Below are 17,160 nucleotides of genomic sequence, written 5' to 3' on the forward strand. Positions count from 1 at the left end.
TTTCTCATCAGGCGGCCGCCGTGACGACGACCGCGGAGTTGAATCCGCCGAAACCCCTGGCCAGGACGAGCGCGCGGCGCACCGGCGCCGGCCTGGTCTCGGTGACGAGATCGAGGCCGGCGCAGGCGGGAGCGAGCTCGCGCACCCCGACGGTCGGCGGGATCACGCCGTCGCGGATCGACAGCAGGGCCGCTGCCAGATCAAGCGGTGCGCCGCCGCCGTACAGGCGGCCGAGCATGGTCTTGGGCGCGGTCACCGGGACACCTCGCGGCCCGAACAGCCGCGTGATGGCCTCGGCCTCGGCCCGGTCGAGTTCGGGAACGGCCGCGGCGTCGGCGAAGACCACGTCCACCTGCTCGGGCGTGATCTGCGCGCGCTGGAGAGCCAGCTCGGCCGCGCGGTACAACGTGGGGCGCCCGCCGCTGCCCGGGGGCGGGTCGAAGGTGGCGGCGTGACCGGCGACCCGGCCGTAGACCTGCGGCGCGTGGCGTTCTCTGGCCTCCTGCTCGGGTTCGACGATGAGGATCGCGCCGCCCTCGCCCGGGATGTGGCCGCAGGCGTCCACATCGAAGGGCAGGTAGGCGGAGCCGGGGTCGTCGCGGTGGCTGAGGCGGCCGCCCGAGAGCTGGCAGACCAGCGCGTACGGGCTGAGCGGGGCCTCGGTACCACCGGTGACGACCAGCCGCGACCCCGAGCGGAGCGCGCTCACCGCCTGCGCCAGCGCGTCCAGCCCGCCGGCCTGCTCGGCCACGACGACCCCGCAGGGGCCGCGCATGCCGTGCCTGATGGAGATCTGGCCCGTGGTGGCGGCGTAGAACCAGGCGATCGACTGGTAGGTGCTCACCCGCTGCGGGCCGTGCCGCCACAGGTCGGCGATCTCGCGCTGGCCGAACTCGTTGCCGCCCGAGGAGCTGGCGGTGATCACGGCCAGCCCGTACTCGTCCAATCCGGCCAGGTCCTCGGCGCTCAGGCCCGCGTCGGCGAGCGCCGCCTGAGCCGCGTACAAGCTGAGCTGCGTCCAGCGGTCGGTCTGGGCGACCAGCCGGCTGGGCAGGCGTTCGGCGGCGGTGAAGTCGGCGACCTCGCCGGCCAGCCGTACCGGGTAGTCGCCCGCCTCGAAGCGGCTGATGGGGCCGATGCCGCTGGTGCCGGCCAGAACGGCGGCCCAGTGGGCGTCCACGCCCGTGCCGTTGGGCGCGACGACGCCCAGCCCGGTGACGACGGCGTTCATTCCGCCCGCCCGGGGGCGGTCAGCAGCATGGCGCTCTGGAAACCGCCGAACCCGCTGCCCACGGTCAGCACGGTGTCCATGCTGACCTCGCGCGCGGTGAGCGGCGTGTAGTCCAGGTCGCATTCGGGGTCGGCGACGCGCAGGTTGGCCGTGGGCGGGACGACCTGATGTTCCAGGGCGAGGACACACGCGGCGATCTCGATGGAGCCGATCGCGCCGAGCGAGTGGCCGACCATGGACTTGATCGAGCTGATCGGGACGCGGTAGGCGTGCTCGCCGAGGCTGTGCTTGAAGGCCGCCGTCTCGTGCCGGTCGTTCTGGCGGGTGCCGGAACCGTGGGCGTTGATGTAGCCGATGTCGGTGGGATCCACCCTGGCGTGCCGCAGGGCGCCCCTGATCGCCTCGGCCATCTCCCGGCCGTCGGGCCGCAGGCCGGTCATGTGGAAGGCGTTGCTCCTGTTGGCGAAGCCGGAGATCTCGGCGTAGACGTGGGCTCCCCTGCGGCGGGCGGCCTCCCGCTCCTCGATGACGAAGACGGCCGCGCCCTCTCCGAGTACGAACCCGTCGCGTTCTTTGTCGAAGGGGCGCGAGGCCGACTCGGGTTCGGCGTTGTTGGGTGAGGTGGCCCTGATGGCGTCGAAGCAGGCGACGGTGATCGGCGAGATGGGCGCGTCGGTGGCACCGGCGATGGCGACCTCGGCCACACCCTCCTCGATGAGGGCCAGGGCGTGGCCGACGGCGTCCAGGCCCGAGGTGCATCCGGTGGAGATGGTGGTGACCGGGCCCTCCGCGCCCACCAGCCAGGCGACCTCGACGGCCGTGGAACTGGGGACCAGATATTCGTACAGGTGCGGCATGGCGTAGCGGTGGTCGACGACCCAGTCACGGGCGACGTCGCTGACCACCAGGTACTCGTTCTCCAGGCCGACGGTGGCACCGACCGCGCTGCCGATGACGACGGCGACGCGGTCGCGGGGCCCGTCGTCCTGGGGCCAGCCGCTGTCGGCGAGCGCCTCGCGGGCGGCCACCACGGCGAACTGAGCGCTTCTGTCCATCCTGCGGGTCTCGCGCGGGGTGAGACCCTCGTGGGCGGGGTCGAAGTCGCATTCGGCGGCGATTCTGGAGCGGAACCCGGTCGCGTCGAAGGCGGAGATGGGGCGGGTGGCCGTCCTGCCCTCGGTGAGCAGCGACCAGAAGGCCTTCACCCCGAGGCCACCCGGGGCGACGACGCCGATGCCGGTGATCACCGCATGCCGGGCGCCCATCAGCCGGCCTCGACCTGGAGTGCGGGCTCGTGCGCGGCGGGCAACGGCTCGGTGTCGACGTGGCCCAGCTCGGGACGGGGGGCCAGGGGGCACAGGTGAAAGACGGCCTCGGCCGGCTCGCCGCTGTCGTTCCACACCCGATGCCTGACTTCCTTGGGGACCAGCACGCCCTCACCCGCCCGCACGGTCAGGTGCTCGCCGTCCAGCCTGACCACCAGCTCGCCGCCGGTGACGTAGAGGAACTCCTCGGAGTAGGGGTGGTAGTGCTCGGCGATGTGCTCGCCGGGATCGAGTCTGAGCACGCCGAGGAACCCGGTGGTGGCACCGGTCGTCGCGGGACCGAGCACCACGCGCAGTTCGCCGCCCCTGCGCCGGTTGGGCGGCACCTGCGCCGCCGAGATCACGGTGAAGCGGGACATCAGCGGCTCCAGGTGTAGAAGGTCTGGGCCATCGCGTCGGCGGGAGAGCGCCAGGTGGCCGGATCGTAGGCGCCGATGTACGGTTTGAGCCGCTCATTGAGATCGGTGAAGAGCGGGTCTGTGCGCAGTTCGGCCAGCCGCGCGTCCACGGGGCCCTCGGCCTCGATGAGGTGGAAGTAGAGTCCCTGGAATTGGAAGAGCGCACGGCCGGAGACCCCGACCCGGTGCGGCAGATCCGTCGCGTCCGACTCCTCGAAGAGACGGGCGACCGAGTCCGCGTCTTTGGGATCCATCCGGGCGACGATGAGCGTTCGATGCACCGTTGCTCCTTCACGGGACGACTAGTTAGTTCATGGTGTTCTGAGCGGTTCGAAAGTCACTCGAATAGCGCTGTGGTTTCCGCCGTCCGCAGCCGCCGCGTCAGCGGCACGCGCGCCAGGATGAAGGCGAGCATCGCGCCCAGGCCCGACAAGCCCAGGATGAGGAAGTACGCCCACCGGGGAACGACGTCCGACAGGCGCACCACCAGGCTGCCCAGGCCGCCGCCCAGCGCGGAGAAGGTCCAGTACAGGCCGATGACGCGGCCGGTGAGCGCCGCCGGCACCACGTCGACCGACGTGCTCAGCCCGATGGGCGCGATGGCCACCTCGCCACAGGCCAGCAGCAGGAAGGCGGCCAGCAGCCAGAGCGGGGAAACCGGCTCGCCGCCCTCGGCCAGCCAGGAGGCCAGGCTCATCAGCAGCAGCCCCGACGCGGCGAAGGCCAGTCCCGCCGCGAACTTCACCGGTGCCCCGAGCCGGCTGCCCGCCGACAGCCAGACCCGCGCCGACAACGGCGCGAGCACCAGAATGAACAACGGGGTGACCGACTGGAACCAGCTGGCGGGCACGAGCTGACCGAACATGACCCGGTCCGTGGAGTTTCTGGCGAACAGGCTGAGCGTGGAGCCGCCCTGGATGACGAAGAGCCAGAACAGCGCCGAGGCCAGCAGCAGCCAGCGGTAGGCCGACAACCGCGCCCGCGCGGCCGCGTCCAGCTCGGGGCGGCGGCGCAGCGCGGCGAAATAGGCCAGCGGCGTCACCAGCGTGACCACACCCAGAGCCGCCACGACGTGCATGATGCCGAACCCGCCGCTGAGCAGGTCGGCGGCGAGGAGGACCGCGACCACGGCCACCGCGCCGGCCAGCAGTCGCAGCGCGCGCCGCCGCTGACCCGCGTCCAGCGGATGCCCCGGCGCCCGCCCTTTGCCCGCGAAGTGCCCGGCGCCCAGCGCGAACTGCAGCACCCCGAAGGTCATGCCGACTCCCGCCGCCGAGAAGCCCAGATGCCAGCTCAGCGTCTCGCCGAGAAAACCGGTGATCAGCGGTGCCAGCAGCGCGCTGATCTGGATGCCGACATAGAACACCGAGATCGCCGCCTCACGTGCCGCCGCACGCCCCCCGCCGTAGAAGCGGCCGAGCAACGCCAGCAGGTTGGGCTTGAGCAGCCCGGTGCCCGCCGCGATCAGCGCCAGACCCGCGTAGGCGCTCGCTTGGAAGGGAAGCGCCATGGTGAAGTGGCCCAGCGCGATGACGGCGCCGCCGATCAAGGTCGCGCGCCACTCGCCGAGTACCCGGTCGCCCAGCCAGCCTCCCGGTACCGCCAGCACGAAGATCAGCCCGATGTAGGAGCCGTACAACGCGGTGGCGACGGTACCCGGCAGTCCGAGGCCGCCCCGCGCGACCGGCTCGGTGGCATACAGAACCAGGATCGCCTGCATGCCGAAGAAGCTGAATCGCTCCCAGACGTCGGTCAGGAACAGGGTCCTGAACCAGCCGAGGCGCCCGTAGGCGCCCAGCGTCGTCTCCTCGGCGGGCCGGGCGCGCGGAAAACCGATGGTCATGGCAGGACCTTGCGGGCCTGCCCTCGTGCCCGGCTCGAACCTCGCTGGACCCCGGGCGGTGCCCGGTCGAGCGAAGCCATGCTCGAGCGGATCTCGAGATCGGCCTGCCAGCGTCCTGGCAGGACACATCGAGAGAGGACCCGACGTGACGGAAACGGCCGTACCCAGGCGCGAAATCACGACGCTGGCCGACATCAACCGGCTGGGCACCGCGTTCTGCGGCGCCAAGGCCGTTCTCAGCGCGATCGAGCTGGGCTTGTTCACCGAACTGAGCGCCGGACCGGCCACGGAGGCGGAGCTGTGCGAGCGCCTCGGTCTGCACCCTCGCGCCGTACCCGACTTTCTGTCCACGCTGGCCGCCCTGGGCCTGCTCGACGTGAAAGACGACCACTACGCCAGCACTCCGGCGGCGGCCCGCTTCCTCGACCGCACCTCGCCCTCCTACGGCGGCGGGTTCCTCGAGCGGGCCAACCACATGATGTATCCCGCCTGGGAGAACCTCACCGGCCTGTTGAGGACCGGCGAGCCGCAGGTCGCCGGTCGAGAGGACCAGGCCGCGGCCTTCGAGCGGATGATGGGCGACCCCGACCACCTGGATCGCTTCCTGCGCATGATGGACGCGGTCAGCGGGCCGCTGGGTCCCGAGCTGGCCGCCAAGTTCGACTGGGCGAATTACACCACGGTCGTCGACATCGGCGGCGCTCGCGGAAACCTGCTCGCCCACATTCTCAACGCCCACGAACACCTCAGCGGATATGTCTTCGACCTGCGGGGAATCGAGTCGGCCTTCGGCACGCACATGGAGGCGCTCGGCCTCAGGGACCGGGCACGGTTCGTCAGCGGCGACTTCTTCAAGGACGCGCTGCCCCAGAGCGACGTCCTGATCATCGGACACGTCCTGCACGACTGGTCGCCCGCCGAACGCGCCCAGTTGATCAGGAAGGCTTTCGGCGCCCTCCAGCCCGGCGGGGCGCTCCTCATCTACGACCAGCTCACCGGGCAGGGGCACGGCGGCGACCCCTGGAACGAGATCATCAGCTTGAACATGCAGCTGCTGTCGCCCGGCGGCTCGGAGTACACCCTGACCGAATGCCGCACCTGGCTGCGCGACGCGGGCTTCCAGTCCATCTCCACCTTCACTCTCGGCGAGCACGACACCTGCGTGGTCGCGCTGAAGGACAGGTGAGCTCGGTGCTGGAGGAGTCGCTCCTGCTCGAGACGGAGCTCCGGATCGGTGACGCGTTCGGCGAGATGCTGCAGGCCGCCTTCTACGAGCTGCCGGCCCCTCCCGAGGCGCGCTGGACCTACGACATCGTGGAGCGCGAGGACGGGAACCTCCTGGTCACCCCGGCGGCCCACTGGTTCCAGCCGCCGGCGCTGTGGCCCGAGCACATCGTGACCGGGATGGAGCGGGCACGCGGCCGCGTGCTCGACGTCGGATGTGGCGCGGGCCGGCACGCCTTGGCGCTCCAGGAGCAAGGGGAGGAGGTGACCGGCCTCGACACCTCCCCAGGTGCCCTCAAGGTCTGCCGGCGCCGTGGTCTACGGTCGGTGGTGCACGCCACCGTCGCCGATCATGCCGTGAACCGCGCGGCCGACGGCGGGCGATATGACACCTTTCTCCTGCTCGGCGCGAACGTGGGCCTGCTCCAGGGGCGGGCGAGCGCCCCGGCCTTCCTCGGCGCCCTCGCCGCGATGGCCACGCCGGGAGCCCGGATCATCGCCGACAGCATGGATCCCGACCTGCTGAGCGAGCTCGACCCGACCCAGGTGGCCTACGGCGAGCTGAACCGGCGCCGCGGCCGCCTGCCCGGGCAGACCCGGATGCGGGTCCGGCACAAGACCATGACCACCTCGTGGTTCGACTACCTGTACTGCTCCCCGGCCGAGCTCGGCGAGCTGGCAGAGGGAACGGCCTGGCGCGTCGAGGAGATCCTCCCCTCGGGCGGCCCGTCCTATGTGGCGACGCTGGTACATAAGCCCTGATCCCCGCCGGACGGAGGAAGAGCACGCACCGTGTACCTGTCAACCATCGGAAGGAGCACCGCTCCCACCGGGAAACGGCCATGGGCCGCCGTCGGCGCCAACGTCGTCGCGCTCGGCGCCGTCAGCATGATCACGGACGTCTCCGCCGAGATGGTCACCGCGGTCCTGCCGCTCTACCTCGTCATCGGGCTGCACCTGGGCCCGGCCGCCTACGGCCTGGTCGACGGCCTGTACACGGGGGCCACCGCCGTGCTCAGGCTGGCCGGCGGGTATGTCGCCGACCGGACGCGCAGGCCCAAGGTCGTCGCGCAGGTGGGGTACGCCCTGTCAGCCGTCGCCAAGCTCGGTCTCCTGGCCGCGGGCTCCGCAGGCATGATCGGCCTGGTGGTGGCCGTCGACAGAACGGGCAAAGGGCTGCGTACCGCGCCACGCGATGCGCTGATCACGCTGTCCGCCGCCCCCGAGGCACTGGGCAGAGCCTTCGGCCTGCACCGCGCGATGGACAGCTTCGGCGCCTTCCTCGGCCCGATCGCGGCGCTTGCCGTACTCGCCGTCTCTGGGCAGGCCTTCGACGCGGTGTTCGTCGCCAGCTTCTGCGTCGCGGCGGTGGCGGTCATGGTGCTCATGCTGTTCGTACGCGACCATGCGCCCACCGCCGCCCCCGCCCCGCGCGCGCCGTTGCGAGAGCTGCTCGGCACCCCCGGCGTGCGGCGGATCGCCGCGGCGGCTTGCCTGCTGGGGCTGACCACCGTCGGCGACGGTTTCGTCTACCTGCTGTTGCAGCAGCGGGAGTCGCTGGCAGTCGGCTGGTTCCCGCTGCTGGCCGTCGGGACCAACCTGGCCTACCTGCTGCTGGCCGCGCCGCTGGGCGCGCTGGCCGACCGGGTCGGGCGACTGCCCGTGGTGCTCGGCGGCTACTGCGCGCTGGCGGCCGTCTACCTGTTGCTGTTCAGCCCGTTGGGCGAATGGCCGCTGCTGGTGGCGGCACTCGGGTTGTACGGCGTGTTCTACGCGGCCACCGACGGCGTCCTGATCGCGCTGGCGGGTCCGATGCTGCCCGAACACCTGCGCACCACGGGGCTCGCCCTCGTCCAGACCGGGCAGGCCCTGGCATACCTGCTCTCCTCGGTCCTGTTCGGGCTCACCTGGCAGCTGTGGGGAGCCGCAACGGCGACCCGGGGAGCCGCCGCGGGCGCCGTCGTCGCGACGCTCGCCACCGCAGTCCTCCTGTCCAGGCGTACGGCCCTGTCCAGGCGTACGGCGGCCCGGTGACCGCCTCCGCCCGCGTCACCATCGCCGCCGTGGTCACGCTGATACTCACCGCCGTCACCGTCTTCTACATACGGCACGCGGTCGCGCGCAGCACACCCATCCCGCCGGTCGCGACGACCGAGGCGGCCACCGGTCGCGGCATTCTCGTGCGCAGCACGGCCCCGGGATCGAGGAACCGGGTCATGAGAGTCTCGCTCGCCGACCACTCCGCCGCGCCCACCTCGCTCACGTGCAGCCGGGTCTACGCCTCCGGCGGCACCACCGTGTGCCTGCGGCCCGAGGGCGCACTCGGCACCTACCAGGTCGCCGTCCTGGACGCGCGGCCGCACCAGACGAAGGTCTTCTCCCTGGCCGGATTGCCCAACAGGGCCAGGGTCTCGGCCGATGGCCGGATGGTCGCCTGGACGGTCTTCGTCACGGGCGACTCCTACGACAGCAGCACGTTCTCCACGCGTGCCGGGATCTTCGACACCCGTACGGGCGAGCTGACGGTCACGCTGGAGGACTTCGCCGTCACCGGGGGCGACGGGCTCACCACGGCGCCTGACCGCAACTTCTGGGGCATCACCTTCGATGCCGACGATGACCACTTCTACGCCACCATGTCCACCGGCGGCCACCGCTATCTGGTGGCGGGAGACCTCGCCGTCCGCACGGTGAGAATCCTGCGGGACAACGTCGAATGCCCCTCACTGTCCCCCGACGGTACTCGCCTCGCCTTCAAGGAGGCCGTCGGTGGCGATCCGGCACACGGCTGGCGGCTGTCCGTCCTGGACCTGTCCACCCAACGGGTGACCCACCTGGCCGAGACTCGCAGTGTGGACGATCAGGCGATGTGGCTGGACCGCCAGACGCTCGCCTACGCGATCATCCGTCCCTGGGGCCACGCCGATGTGTGGTCGGCGGCCGCCGACGGCTCAGGAACCCCCAAGCTCCTGGCCGCGGAGGCGGACTCCCCTTCCCCCGCCTGAGATGGGCCGGATCGACCGCGCTCACCGTACGGACGCCGAGACGGCTCGCGCGAACAAGGTGAGCACGTCGCGGACGAAACGCGTCCGAGTCAGGCCCAGGCAGCGCAGCGCCAGACCGTGATCGACGGCGACCACGGTCACCGTGCCGAGCATCAGGCCCCACCAGCAGCCCGTCAGCACGGCGGGTGAGCTAGCAGGCGGGCGTGGTTCTGCTCTTCCGCGACGAAGAGGCGGACTGCCGCGCTATATGTGTCGTCCTCGGCTTTGTCCGCTTCGCCGATCAGAGCGGTGTCATCCCCGGCTTTGTCCGCTTTGCCGACCAGCGCGGCGCCGTCGCCGCTCTCGCCGATCTGGAAGCGCTGGGGTACGAACGGATTGTGGACAAATCCTGCGGGTGATCGTCGAGGTTTCGTGCAGATTGTCCGCCAGCAGCCGCAGGGTCGTGGACCGCGGAATGTCAAGATTGCCGCCACCTGGGTAGAGGGGGCCGCATGAGCGGCGACGGATCACATCAGGCGACTCTCGCGGCGCTGGCCGCCAACGTGGGAGTCGCGGCCACCAAGTTCGTGGCCTTCTTCTTCACCGGCTCCTCGGCGATGCTCGCCGAGGGCATCCATTCCATCGCCGACACGGGTAACCAGGGCCTGCTCATGCTCGGCCGGCGGCGGGCCAAGCGGGAGCCGAGCGCCGACCACCCCTTCGGCTACGGGCGCGAGCGCTACTTCTACGGCTTCCTGGTGTCGCTCGTGCTGTTCTTCGGGGGCGGGCTGTTCGCCCTGTACGAGGGGTACGAGAAGATCACCCACCCGCATCCGCTGGAGAGCTGGCCGTGGGCGGTCGGGGTTCTGGTGGTGGCGATCGTCATGGAGGCGCTCTCGCTGCGGACCGCCGTACGCAACTCCAACCGGGTGCGTGACGGCCGGTCGTGGGCCGGGTTCATCCGCGACGCGAAGGCGCCCGAGCTGCCGGTGGTGCTGCTGGAGGACACGGCGGCGCTGGCCGGGCTGGTGTTCGCGCTCGTCGGCGTCGGGCTGACGGTGCTCACCGGGAACTCCGCCTTCGACGGTCTCGGCTCGATCGCCATCGGGCTGCTGCTGGTCGCGGTGGCGGTGACGCTGGCCAGGGAGACCAAGAGCATGATCATCGGCGAGGCGGCCACACCCGCCGTTCAGGACGCCATCGAGAAGGTTTTGGACGGCGACCCGTCCATCCAGGCGTTCGCCCAGGTACGGACCCTGCACCTGGGGCCGGAGGACCTGCTGATCGCCGCCCGGGTGACGATGCACTCGTCGGGCGACGTGGACGGGGCCGCGCAGGCGCTGGCGGAGACGGAGCGGCGGATCAGGGAGCAGGTCTCGATCGCGTCGGCGGTGTACCTGCAGCCGACCCCGCCGGAGAGGGTGCCGTGAAGCAGGTCGATGCTCCGTGAAGGCGGGTCAACGTGCCGTGAACTCAAGCGGCTCTGCCTGCGCTTGCTGCGCGTCTGAGGTCCAGCGAGCGGCCGCTGCGCCTGCGAGCCGTTGCCGGCGTGGGCCGACGCACCGGCTCAGTGAATAAATGCGTTGCCCGGCGATGATCCGTCCGGCATGCTTCTCGACATGAAGAACCTCAGCAGCGACGCGATGCGCCACGGTCATATGGTCCGCCATGGCCGTATGCCCTGGGGTCTTCGTCACTGACGTCACAGTCAGCGAGCCGCCGCCCAGGACCACACGGTCTGGGCGGTTTTTTAGTTCCCGATGGCGGGTGAGGGTGCTGGTGTGCCCGGCGGTTTCATAAACCGCTGCAGGCGGGTTCGATCCCCGCACCCGCTACCGGGCCTTCGTGGCGCAGTGGAGAGCGCGCCTGCTTGCGGAGCAGGAGGACGCCGGTTCGAATCCGGCCGAAGGCACTGCGGCCGATCCCGAAGCGAACGAGGGACCAAGTTGTGATCTTGGTGAAAGCGGGTTCAAGTCCCGTCGGCCGCCCCACGTCGGTGTCATCGAGAGGGTGTGGAAACCGGGCCGGTCGAGGATCGTGCGGATCCCGGCCTGGGTCGGGGGTCCGGCTCGGCGCGGGCCACCGTGATGTGCTCGCGCGGGTCGGCGAGGAGGTCCTCGCGGCGACCGGCCGGCCTCTACGGTTAAGCCCTATGCCGACACCCTCTGGCCCCTTCACCGGACGTACGATCGACGGCCTCGCACGCGACCTGCGCGACGGCCGGACCACCTCGACGGCGCTCGCCCAGCTGGCGCTCGACGCCATCGCCGAGCTCGACCCGCTGCTCAACGCGTTCATCACCGTGGACGCCGCCGGGGCGCGGGCCGCGGCGCGGCGCGCGGACGAGGAGCTGGCCGGGGGCGTCGACCGGGGGCCGCTGCATGGCGTGCCGGTCGGTGTGAAGGACCTCATCATGGTCGCCGGGCTGCCCGCGACCATGGGCTCGCGGCACTTCGCCGGTCACGTCGCGGTCGCCGACGCCGCCTGCGTGACCCGCCTGCGCCAGGCCGGTGCCGTCGTCATCGGCAAGACGAACACCCACGAGTTCGCGTACGGCCCCACGGGCGATCGTTCCGCCGCCGGCCCGTCGCGCAATCCGTGGGAACCCGCGCGCATGTCGGGCGGCTCCAGCGGCGGCAGCGCGGTCGCCGTGGCGGCGGGCATGGTGCCGGTGGCCCTCGGCACCGACACCGGTGGTTCGGTCCGCATTCCGGCGGCACTGTGCGGGGTCGCCGGTTTCAAGCCGGCGTACGGGGTGATCCCGGTCGACGGTGTCTTCCCCTTGGCGCAGACCTTCGACACCGTCGGGCTTCTCGCGGGCCACGAGCGGGACTGCCTGATCGCCTACCGGTCCCTCGTCCCCGCCGGTGTCCAGAAGGGGGACGGCTGGCCGGCGCGGGTCGCCTGGCTTGATCCCGCCGGCGTGTTCGCCTGCGACCCGCAGGTGGCCCGTACGGTACGCCGGGCTGTGGAGGCGGGCACCGGACCGCTGGAGGAGCTCGCGTTCCCATTCAAGGAGGTGGACGAGCTGCGCGAGACCTTCACCGCCATTCAGAGCAGCGAGGCGGCGGCCGTACACGCCGACCGGCTGGCCGAGGCGCCCGAGCTGTTCGACCCCGAGCTGCTCGAACGCCTGCGCGGCGCCGCCGAGATGCCGGGCTGGCGGTACGTACGGGCCATGCGGGCCCGCCCACGGCTCGCCGAGAGCGTCGGCGCGCTGTTCGAGCGGCATGACGTGCTCGCGCTGCCAACCGTACCGCTCACCGCGCCGTTTCTCGGTCAGCGGACGACCGAGCTGGACGGCGGGTCCGTCGCCGTGCGAGCCGCGCTGCTCGCCCTGACGAGCATGTGGAACGTGGTCGGTTTTCCGGCGCTGAGTGTCCCGGCCGGAACGGTGCGCGGCCTGCCGGTCGGGTTGCAGCTCGTCTGCCGTCCCGGTGGGGAGCATCTGCTGTTCGAAACCGCCGGGGCCACGCATGGAGGCCCGCCGCCCGGGTAGCCGACTGCGAATGCGGATCCAGGACTGGTTCCTCACGGACCAGGAAAGAGGCAATCCGGCGACCAAGCTCGACGCCTGGTCGACGGGTAACGACGTACGCCCGCTGATCCACGGCGCGACCTACTTCGCCGAGCTGAAGACCTGCGTCGAGGCGCTGCGCGAGGACGACTTACTCCTGTTCGCCGACTGGCGCGGCGATCCCGACGAGCGGCTCGCCGAGAACGGGCCCTCCGTGGGCGACGCGATGGCCGCCGCCGCGCACAAAGGCGCGCTGGTCAGAGGGCTCATCTGGCGTTCGCACCTGGACCGGTTACGCTTCAGCTCGGCCGAGAACCGGCACCTGGGCGAGGCGATCGAGGCCGCGGGCGGGCAGGCCGTCCTCGACACGCGGACCAAGCCGGGCGGCTCGCACCACCAGAAGTTCGTCATCCTGCGTCATGACGGCGATCCGGTCGCCGACGTGGCCTTCCTCGGCGGCATCGACCTGTGTCACAGCCGCCGGGACGACGCCGACCACCTCGGCGATCCGCAGGCGTGCCCGATGCCCGGCGAGTACGGCCGGCGGCCCCCGTGGCACGACGTCCAGGTCGCCATCCACGGCCCCGCGGTGGCGGAGGTGGAGAAGGTGTTCTGCGAGCGGTGGGAGGATCCCGCGCCGGAGACCAGGGATCCGATCAGGCGGCTGCGCGACCATTTCGCCAGGATGGACGACGTTCCTCCGCTGCCCGAGCCGGGGCCGCCGCCGCCTCCTGCGGGCACGCACACCGTACAGCTCCTGCGCACCTATCCCGCCAGGCGTAGCAGTTACCCGTTCGCGCCGGAGGGCGAGCGGAGCGTGGCGCACGCCTACCAGAAGGTGCTCGGGCGGGCCCGTTCGCTGGTCTACCTGGAAGATCAGTATCTGTGGTCCACGGACGTGATCGAGCCGTTCGCCGAGGCGCTGGAGCGCGAGCCCGATCTGCGGATGGTCATCGTGGTGCCCCGCCACCCCGACCAGGACGGCTGGCTGGCCGGGCCCGCGAGCCTGATCGGCCGGGTCCACGCGCTGAACCGGCTGCTGCGGGCGGGCGGCGACCGGGTCGCCCTGTACGACCTGGAGAACCATGAGGGCACCCCCGTCTACGTGCACGCCAAGGTCTGCGTGGTCGACGACGTGTGGGCCTCGGTCGGGTCCGACAACGTCAACCTGCGCTCCTGGAGCTACGACTCAGAGCTGAGCTGTGCCGTACTCGATGAGCAGGAGGATCCGCGCGAGCCGCCCGGCGCCCGGCGGTTCGCCCGCGAGCTGCGCCTGGCGCTGATGGGCGAGCACCTGGACCTGCCCGAGGACGATGCGGCTCGCGACGAGCTGTGCGATCCCGCGGCCGCGTTCGACGCCTTCGCCGACGCGGCGGCGCGGCTCGAAGCCTGGCACGCCGGCGGCCGTAAGGGGCCGCGACCGCCGGGGCGGCTGCGGCCGCATTCCTATCCCGAGCTGCCCCGGGTGCGCGGGCTGCTCGCCACGCCGCTCTACCGCCTGGCGATCGATCCCGACGGGCGGCCTCCCGCACTGCGGAGATCCAGGACTTTCTAGCGCTCGCTGCTGTCCTAAGGCCACCCTCCGTGATCACTCGGCGGCGCGCTGCCCTATCCTGTACGGCTCTGTGCAGCTGAGGAAGGGAACCCGAGTGAACGTGAGCCTGCGCCCGGTCCGTGCGGCGGACCTGGATGTGTTCGAGGAGAATCTGGGCAGCCCGAAGGGGACCGGCGAGCTGCAGTGGTTCGGCCATCGCACCCTGCACGCGATGCGCGAGGAGTTCGCGGCGACCGGGCTGCTGAGCGCCGAGGGCGGCTATTTCACCATTGACGCCCGTGGCGAGGTGGCCGGGTGGATGCACTGGTTCCAGCGGATCTGGGGTCCGCGGCACACCTCCTGGTGCTGGTCGCTGTCCATCGTGATCTTCCCGCGCCACCGCGGCAAGGGTGTGGGCAGCCGGGCGCACCGCGAGCTGGTGACGTACCTGTTCGACCACACCCGGGCAGAGCGGATCGAGGCCATTACCGACGTCACCAACCTCGCAGAGCAGGGCGCGCTGGCCAATGCCGGATTTGAACGAGAAGGCGTGATCCGCCGGGCCCAGTGGCGCGGCGGAAGCTGGCACGACCAGCTGTTGTATTCGGTGCTGCGGCCGGAGAAGTAGTGCCTGGCGCCATCCCTGCTCTCAGCGCACGCCGCGCGGCCGGAACTGGATGCTGATGCGCGGCCCGGTGGGACGGGTGGTCTTGGGGATCGCGTGCTCCCACGTGCGCTGGCAACTGCCGCCCATCACGATGAGGTCGCCGTGCCCCAGGTCGTGACGGATCGAGGCGCCGCCGCCCCGGGGGCGCAGCAGCAGCGGGCGCGGGGCGCCGACCGAGATGATCGCGACCATGGTGTCCTCGGTGCCGCCCCTGCCCAGAGTGTCGCCGTGCCAGGCCACGCTGTCGCGCCCGTCGCGGTAGAAGCAGAGCCCGGCCGTGCGGAACGGCTCCCCGAGCTCCTCGGCGTAGCGCTCGTTGAGCGCGCGCAGGGCGTCGTCGAGCGCCGGGTCGGGCAGCGGCTCGTCCTCGTCGTAGAAGGCGAGCAGCCGCGGCACGTCGACTACTTTGTCGTACATCCGGCGCCGTTCGGCCCGCCACGGCACCACCTCGCACAGCCGGGAGAACAGCGCGTCGGCCTCCGCCAGCCAGCCGGGCCCGAAGTCGATCCACGCCCCGCGCTCCAGACGCGTCCGGCGGATCGCCGAGCCGACGAGCTCGTCGGCTCCCAGCAGAGAAGCTTGGAAAACAGCCGTCATGGCATCAAGTGTAGGCGATCGTTCAAACATTCATTCGATTAGGTCCGCAGACCGGCTGCGCCCGGCCATCACGGCCGGGCGCGCGGCTCGTCGTCCCACCCGCCCGGTCTGTACGGCACGCAGCCCGTACAGACCGGGGCGGCCACGCAGGCCGCCGATCCCCACGGGTCCAGTATCGGGTATCCCCGCCCGTCACGCCTGTTACCTCACTGCCCGTTTGTGCCGTTTGCTGCCGTGCCGGTTGCCGCCGAGACGGTCAGGTGCGGCCGCGGTGAGCGGCGACGCGTTCGCGGGTGGCGCACCGCGTGCTGCAGTAGCGCCTCGGGCTGCCGCCTCCCAGGTCCAGGTACGGCCGGCGGCAGGTGGCCGAGGCGCACAGCCCGCCCGGCATTCGCTGGTGATCGGCCAGCAGGACGGCCAGCGCCAGGGCCGAGGAGGCCAGGAACCACTCCCCCCACGGCGCGTAGTCGTCGCCGTCCACGTGCAGGTGCCACGGAGTCGTGCCCGCGTGGTTCGTCAGGCGGGGCGCCCGCGCGGCCGTCGCCAGAAGATCGTTCAGCCGGGCGGCCGCCAGGTCGGGACCGGCGGCGGCGAAGACGGCGACCAGCCGCTCCGCCGCGGCCCGCATCGCCGCCAGGTCGGCCTCGCCCAGGTCCAGGTCGCCGGTTTCGCCGTGGTCGCGCAGCACCCGCGCGACGGACTCCGCCGACGGCTCCTCGTGCAGCAGCGCGACGCACAGGGCCACGGCCCGGGCCGCCATCGCTTTGGTCGAGTGAACCGCCACGCCAGCAGCGTATGCCCGCGGACACGAAAACGGCGGGGCTCCCCCAGCCCCGCCGTGCCGCGTCGAACCTGACGAGAGCTCAGCCGCCGCAGGCCGCGAAGACGTAGCTGTCCTTCAGGAGCGAGTAGTGGTCCCGGACCTTGACGGCCCCGGTTTCGGTGTCGATCTGGACGATCGTCATCTTGTTCGCCTTGCCGTCGGGGTACTGCACGAGGTGCAGCGTCACCTGCCGCTCGCCGGTCCAGTCGATCATGTGGAGGTCGCCGGCCGGCAGCTTGACCTTCCGCTTGGCGATGACCTGGTCGCTCTGCATGTCGTACAGGACGAGCTGGGACTTGGCGCCGCCCATGACGACGTTCGCGGTGGTCCGGCCGTCGGCCGCGAGGGCCGACGGGGAGTTCGAGGCGACGATCTGCGGCGGCGTGGCCCGGTACAGCTGCTCGCCGGACTCGCTGTAGGCGATCAGGTCCGTGACGGACTCGTCGGCGGAGACCTCGGTTAGCAGTTCGCCGCCGTCGGCGCTGAAGCCGAGCAGCGTCTGCCGGCCGGGCGTCGAGCCGAGCAGGGTGCCGGTGGCCGTGTCGAAGATCCGCGTCTTCACTGCCTTGTCGGTGGCGAAGACGGCCGCGAGCCGGCCGCCGTCGTCGGAGAGCTGGAACGTCACGTCGTACTGGGCCACGCGCGGCAGCGCGTCCTTGGCGAAGACCTTCACCCCGCCCCCCATGGTCCGTACGGCCAGCCGCCCGGACTTGGTGAAGTACGCGACGCGCCGGCCGTTACCGCTGACGGCGATGGGCGCGACCTGGGTGTGCGACGACTTGCCGTTCGCCTCGCGGGCGATGGTCTCGGCGTCGGGCAGGGAGCCCTTCTCCCCGCTGTGCATCACCAGCCGCCACTCGCCGCACGGCCGCTGCTCGCCCTTGACCGTGCAGCCCTTGACCGAGGCGTAGCGGATGCCGTCGTGGTGGTCATGTGGCGTGGCCTGGGCAGCCTGAGGCGCGGTCACCAGGGCGGCCAGCCCTGCCGCGATCGCCACGGCGATCCTGATCTTCATGG

18 protein-coding genes and 3 tRNA genes are annotated in these 17,160 nt (G+C 71.3%); 12 read left to right on the forward strand and 9 right to left on the reverse strand.

The window, feature by feature from the left end:
• Positions 1-7 precede the first annotated feature (7 nt).
• The 5 genes from AB0B64_RS34895 to AB0B64_RS34915 are packed head-to-tail and all read right to left on the reverse strand — an operon-like array spanning position 8 to position 4,797.
• Positions 8-1,231 carry a ketosynthase chain-length factor gene (locus AB0B64_RS34895; RefSeq protein WP_357951564.1) on the reverse strand — a complete coding sequence of 408 codons (1,224 nt, stop codon included), beginning with the start codon at positions 1,229-1,231 and terminating at the stop codon, positions 8-10.
• On the reverse strand, positions 1,228-2,496 hold the full coding sequence (locus AB0B64_RS34900; RefSeq protein WP_357951562.1) for a beta-ketoacyl-[acyl-carrier-protein] synthase family protein: 1,269 nt from the start codon (positions 2,494-2,496) through the stop codon (positions 1,228-1,230). The genes AB0B64_RS34895 and AB0B64_RS34900 overlap by 4 nt, the downstream gene beginning before the upstream one ends.
• Complete coding sequence (locus tag AB0B64_RS34905) at positions 2,496-2,915, reverse strand: cupin domain-containing protein (protein ID WP_357951561.1); 420 nt, start codon at positions 2,913-2,915, stop codon at positions 2,496-2,498. The genes AB0B64_RS34900 and AB0B64_RS34905 overlap by 1 nt, the downstream gene beginning before the upstream one ends.
• On the reverse strand, positions 2,915-3,235 hold the full coding sequence (locus AB0B64_RS34910; RefSeq protein ID WP_357951560.1) for a TcmI family type II polyketide cyclase: 321 nt from the start codon (positions 3,233-3,235) through the stop codon (positions 2,915-2,917). The genes AB0B64_RS34905 and AB0B64_RS34910 overlap by 1 nt, the downstream gene beginning before the upstream one ends.
• 56 nt (positions 3,236-3,291) lie before the next feature.
• The gene (locus AB0B64_RS34915) at positions 3,292-4,797 is read right to left on the reverse strand and encodes an oligopeptide:H+ symporter (RefSeq protein ID WP_358182714.1); all 1,506 of its coding nucleotides are present in this window, start codon (positions 4,795-4,797) and stop codon (positions 3,292-3,294) included.
• A gap of 145 nt (positions 4,798-4,942) precedes the next feature.
• Between AB0B64_RS34915 and AB0B64_RS34920 the strand changes: the two genes are divergently transcribed.
• The 4 genes from AB0B64_RS34920 to AB0B64_RS34935 are packed head-to-tail and all read left to right on the forward strand — an operon-like array spanning position 4,943 to position 9,026.
• Positions 4,943-5,983: a methyltransferase gene (locus AB0B64_RS34920; protein ID WP_357951556.1), complete on the forward strand. Its 1,041-nt coding sequence runs from the start codon at positions 4,943-4,945 to the stop codon at positions 5,981-5,983.
• Positions 5,980-6,783: a methyltransferase domain-containing protein gene (locus AB0B64_RS34925; protein WP_357951555.1), complete on the forward strand. Its 804-nt coding sequence runs from the start codon at positions 5,980-5,982 to the stop codon at positions 6,781-6,783. Before AB0B64_RS34920 ends, AB0B64_RS34925 begins: the two co-directional genes overlap by 4 nt.
• Before the next feature lie 30 nt (positions 6,784-6,813).
• The gene (locus AB0B64_RS34930) at positions 6,814-8,055 is read left to right on the forward strand and encodes an MFS transporter (protein WP_357951554.1); all 1,242 of its coding nucleotides are present in this window, start codon (positions 6,814-6,816) and stop codon (positions 8,053-8,055) included.
• Positions 8,052-9,026 (forward strand): hypothetical protein, encoded by a 975-nt coding sequence (locus AB0B64_RS34935; protein WP_357951553.1) that lies wholly within the window; start codon positions 8,052-8,054, stop codon positions 9,024-9,026. The genes AB0B64_RS34930 and AB0B64_RS34935 overlap by 4 nt, the downstream gene beginning before the upstream one ends.
• A gap of 21 nt (positions 9,027-9,047) precedes the next feature.
• Here the strand turns inward: AB0B64_RS34935 and AB0B64_RS34940 are convergent, their stop codons facing one another.
• Positions 9,048-9,206: a hypothetical protein gene (locus tag AB0B64_RS34940; protein WP_357951552.1), complete on the reverse strand. Its 159-nt coding sequence runs from the start codon at positions 9,204-9,206 to the stop codon at positions 9,048-9,050.
• A gap of 23 nt (positions 9,207-9,229) precedes the next feature.
• On the opposite strand from AB0B64_RS34940, the gene AB0B64_RS34945 reads away from it, so the two are divergent.
• The 8 genes from AB0B64_RS34945 to AB0B64_RS34980 all read left to right on the forward strand — a co-directional run bounded on the left by AB0B64_RS34945 (position 9,230) and on the right by AB0B64_RS34980 (position 14,684).
• Entirely contained in the window at positions 9,230-9,424 is a 195-nt protein-coding gene (locus tag AB0B64_RS34945) for a hypothetical protein (protein WP_357951550.1), read from the forward strand.
• 93 nt (positions 9,425-9,517) lie between these two features.
• Complete coding sequence (locus AB0B64_RS34950; RefSeq protein ID WP_357951548.1) at positions 9,518-10,435, forward strand: cation diffusion facilitator family transporter; 918 nt, start codon at positions 9,518-9,520, stop codon at positions 10,433-10,435.
• Between the two features lie 332 nt (positions 10,436-10,767).
• Positions 10,768-10,840, forward strand: a tRNA-Met gene (locus AB0B64_RS34955).
• Positions 10,841-10,844: 4 nt separating this feature from the next.
• A tRNA-Arg gene (locus AB0B64_RS34960) sits at positions 10,845-10,917 on the forward strand.
• Positions 10,918-10,919: 2 nt separating this feature from the next.
• Positions 10,920-10,996 (forward strand) — tRNA-His (locus tag AB0B64_RS34965).
• 161 nt (positions 10,997-11,157) lie between these two features.
• Positions 11,158-12,504, forward strand: coding sequence for an amidase (locus AB0B64_RS34970; protein ID WP_358182717.1), 1,347 nt, complete (start codon positions 11,158-11,160; stop codon positions 12,502-12,504).
• Between the two features lie 10 nt (positions 12,505-12,514).
• The gene (locus tag AB0B64_RS34975) at positions 12,515-14,077 is read left to right on the forward strand and encodes a phospholipase D family protein (RefSeq protein ID WP_358182720.1); all 1,563 of its coding nucleotides are present in this window, start codon (positions 12,515-12,517) and stop codon (positions 14,075-14,077) included.
• A 94-nt stretch (positions 14,078-14,171) separates the two neighbouring features.
• Complete coding sequence (locus AB0B64_RS34980) at positions 14,172-14,684, forward strand: GNAT family protein (RefSeq protein ID WP_357951542.1); 513 nt, start codon at positions 14,172-14,174, stop codon at positions 14,682-14,684.
• Positions 14,685-14,705: 21 nt separating this feature from the next.
• Here the strand turns inward: AB0B64_RS34980 and AB0B64_RS34985 are convergent, their stop codons facing one another.
• The 3 genes from AB0B64_RS34985 to AB0B64_RS34995 all read right to left on the reverse strand — a co-directional run bounded on the left by AB0B64_RS34985 (position 14,706) and on the right by AB0B64_RS34995 (position 17,158).
• Entirely contained in the window at positions 14,706-15,320 is a 615-nt protein-coding gene (locus AB0B64_RS34985; RefSeq protein ID WP_358182723.1) for an alpha-ketoglutarate-dependent dioxygenase AlkB, read from the reverse strand.
• Positions 15,321-15,576: 256 nt separating this feature from the next.
• Positions 15,577-16,104: a CGNR zinc finger domain-containing protein gene (locus AB0B64_RS34990; protein ID WP_357951538.1), complete on the reverse strand. Its 528-nt coding sequence runs from the start codon at positions 16,102-16,104 to the stop codon at positions 15,577-15,579.
• 79 nt (positions 16,105-16,183) lie between these two features.
• Positions 16,184-17,158, reverse strand: coding sequence for a hypothetical protein (locus tag AB0B64_RS34995; RefSeq protein ID WP_357951537.1), 975 nt, complete (start codon positions 17,156-17,158; stop codon positions 16,184-16,186).
• Positions 17,159-17,160: the final 2 nt, after the last annotated feature.

Origin of the sequence: Nonomuraea sp. NPDC049129 (assembly GCF_040648495.1) — a bacterium.
Classification (GTDB): Bacteria; Actinomycetota; Actinomycetes; order Streptosporangiales; family Streptosporangiaceae; genus Nonomuraea.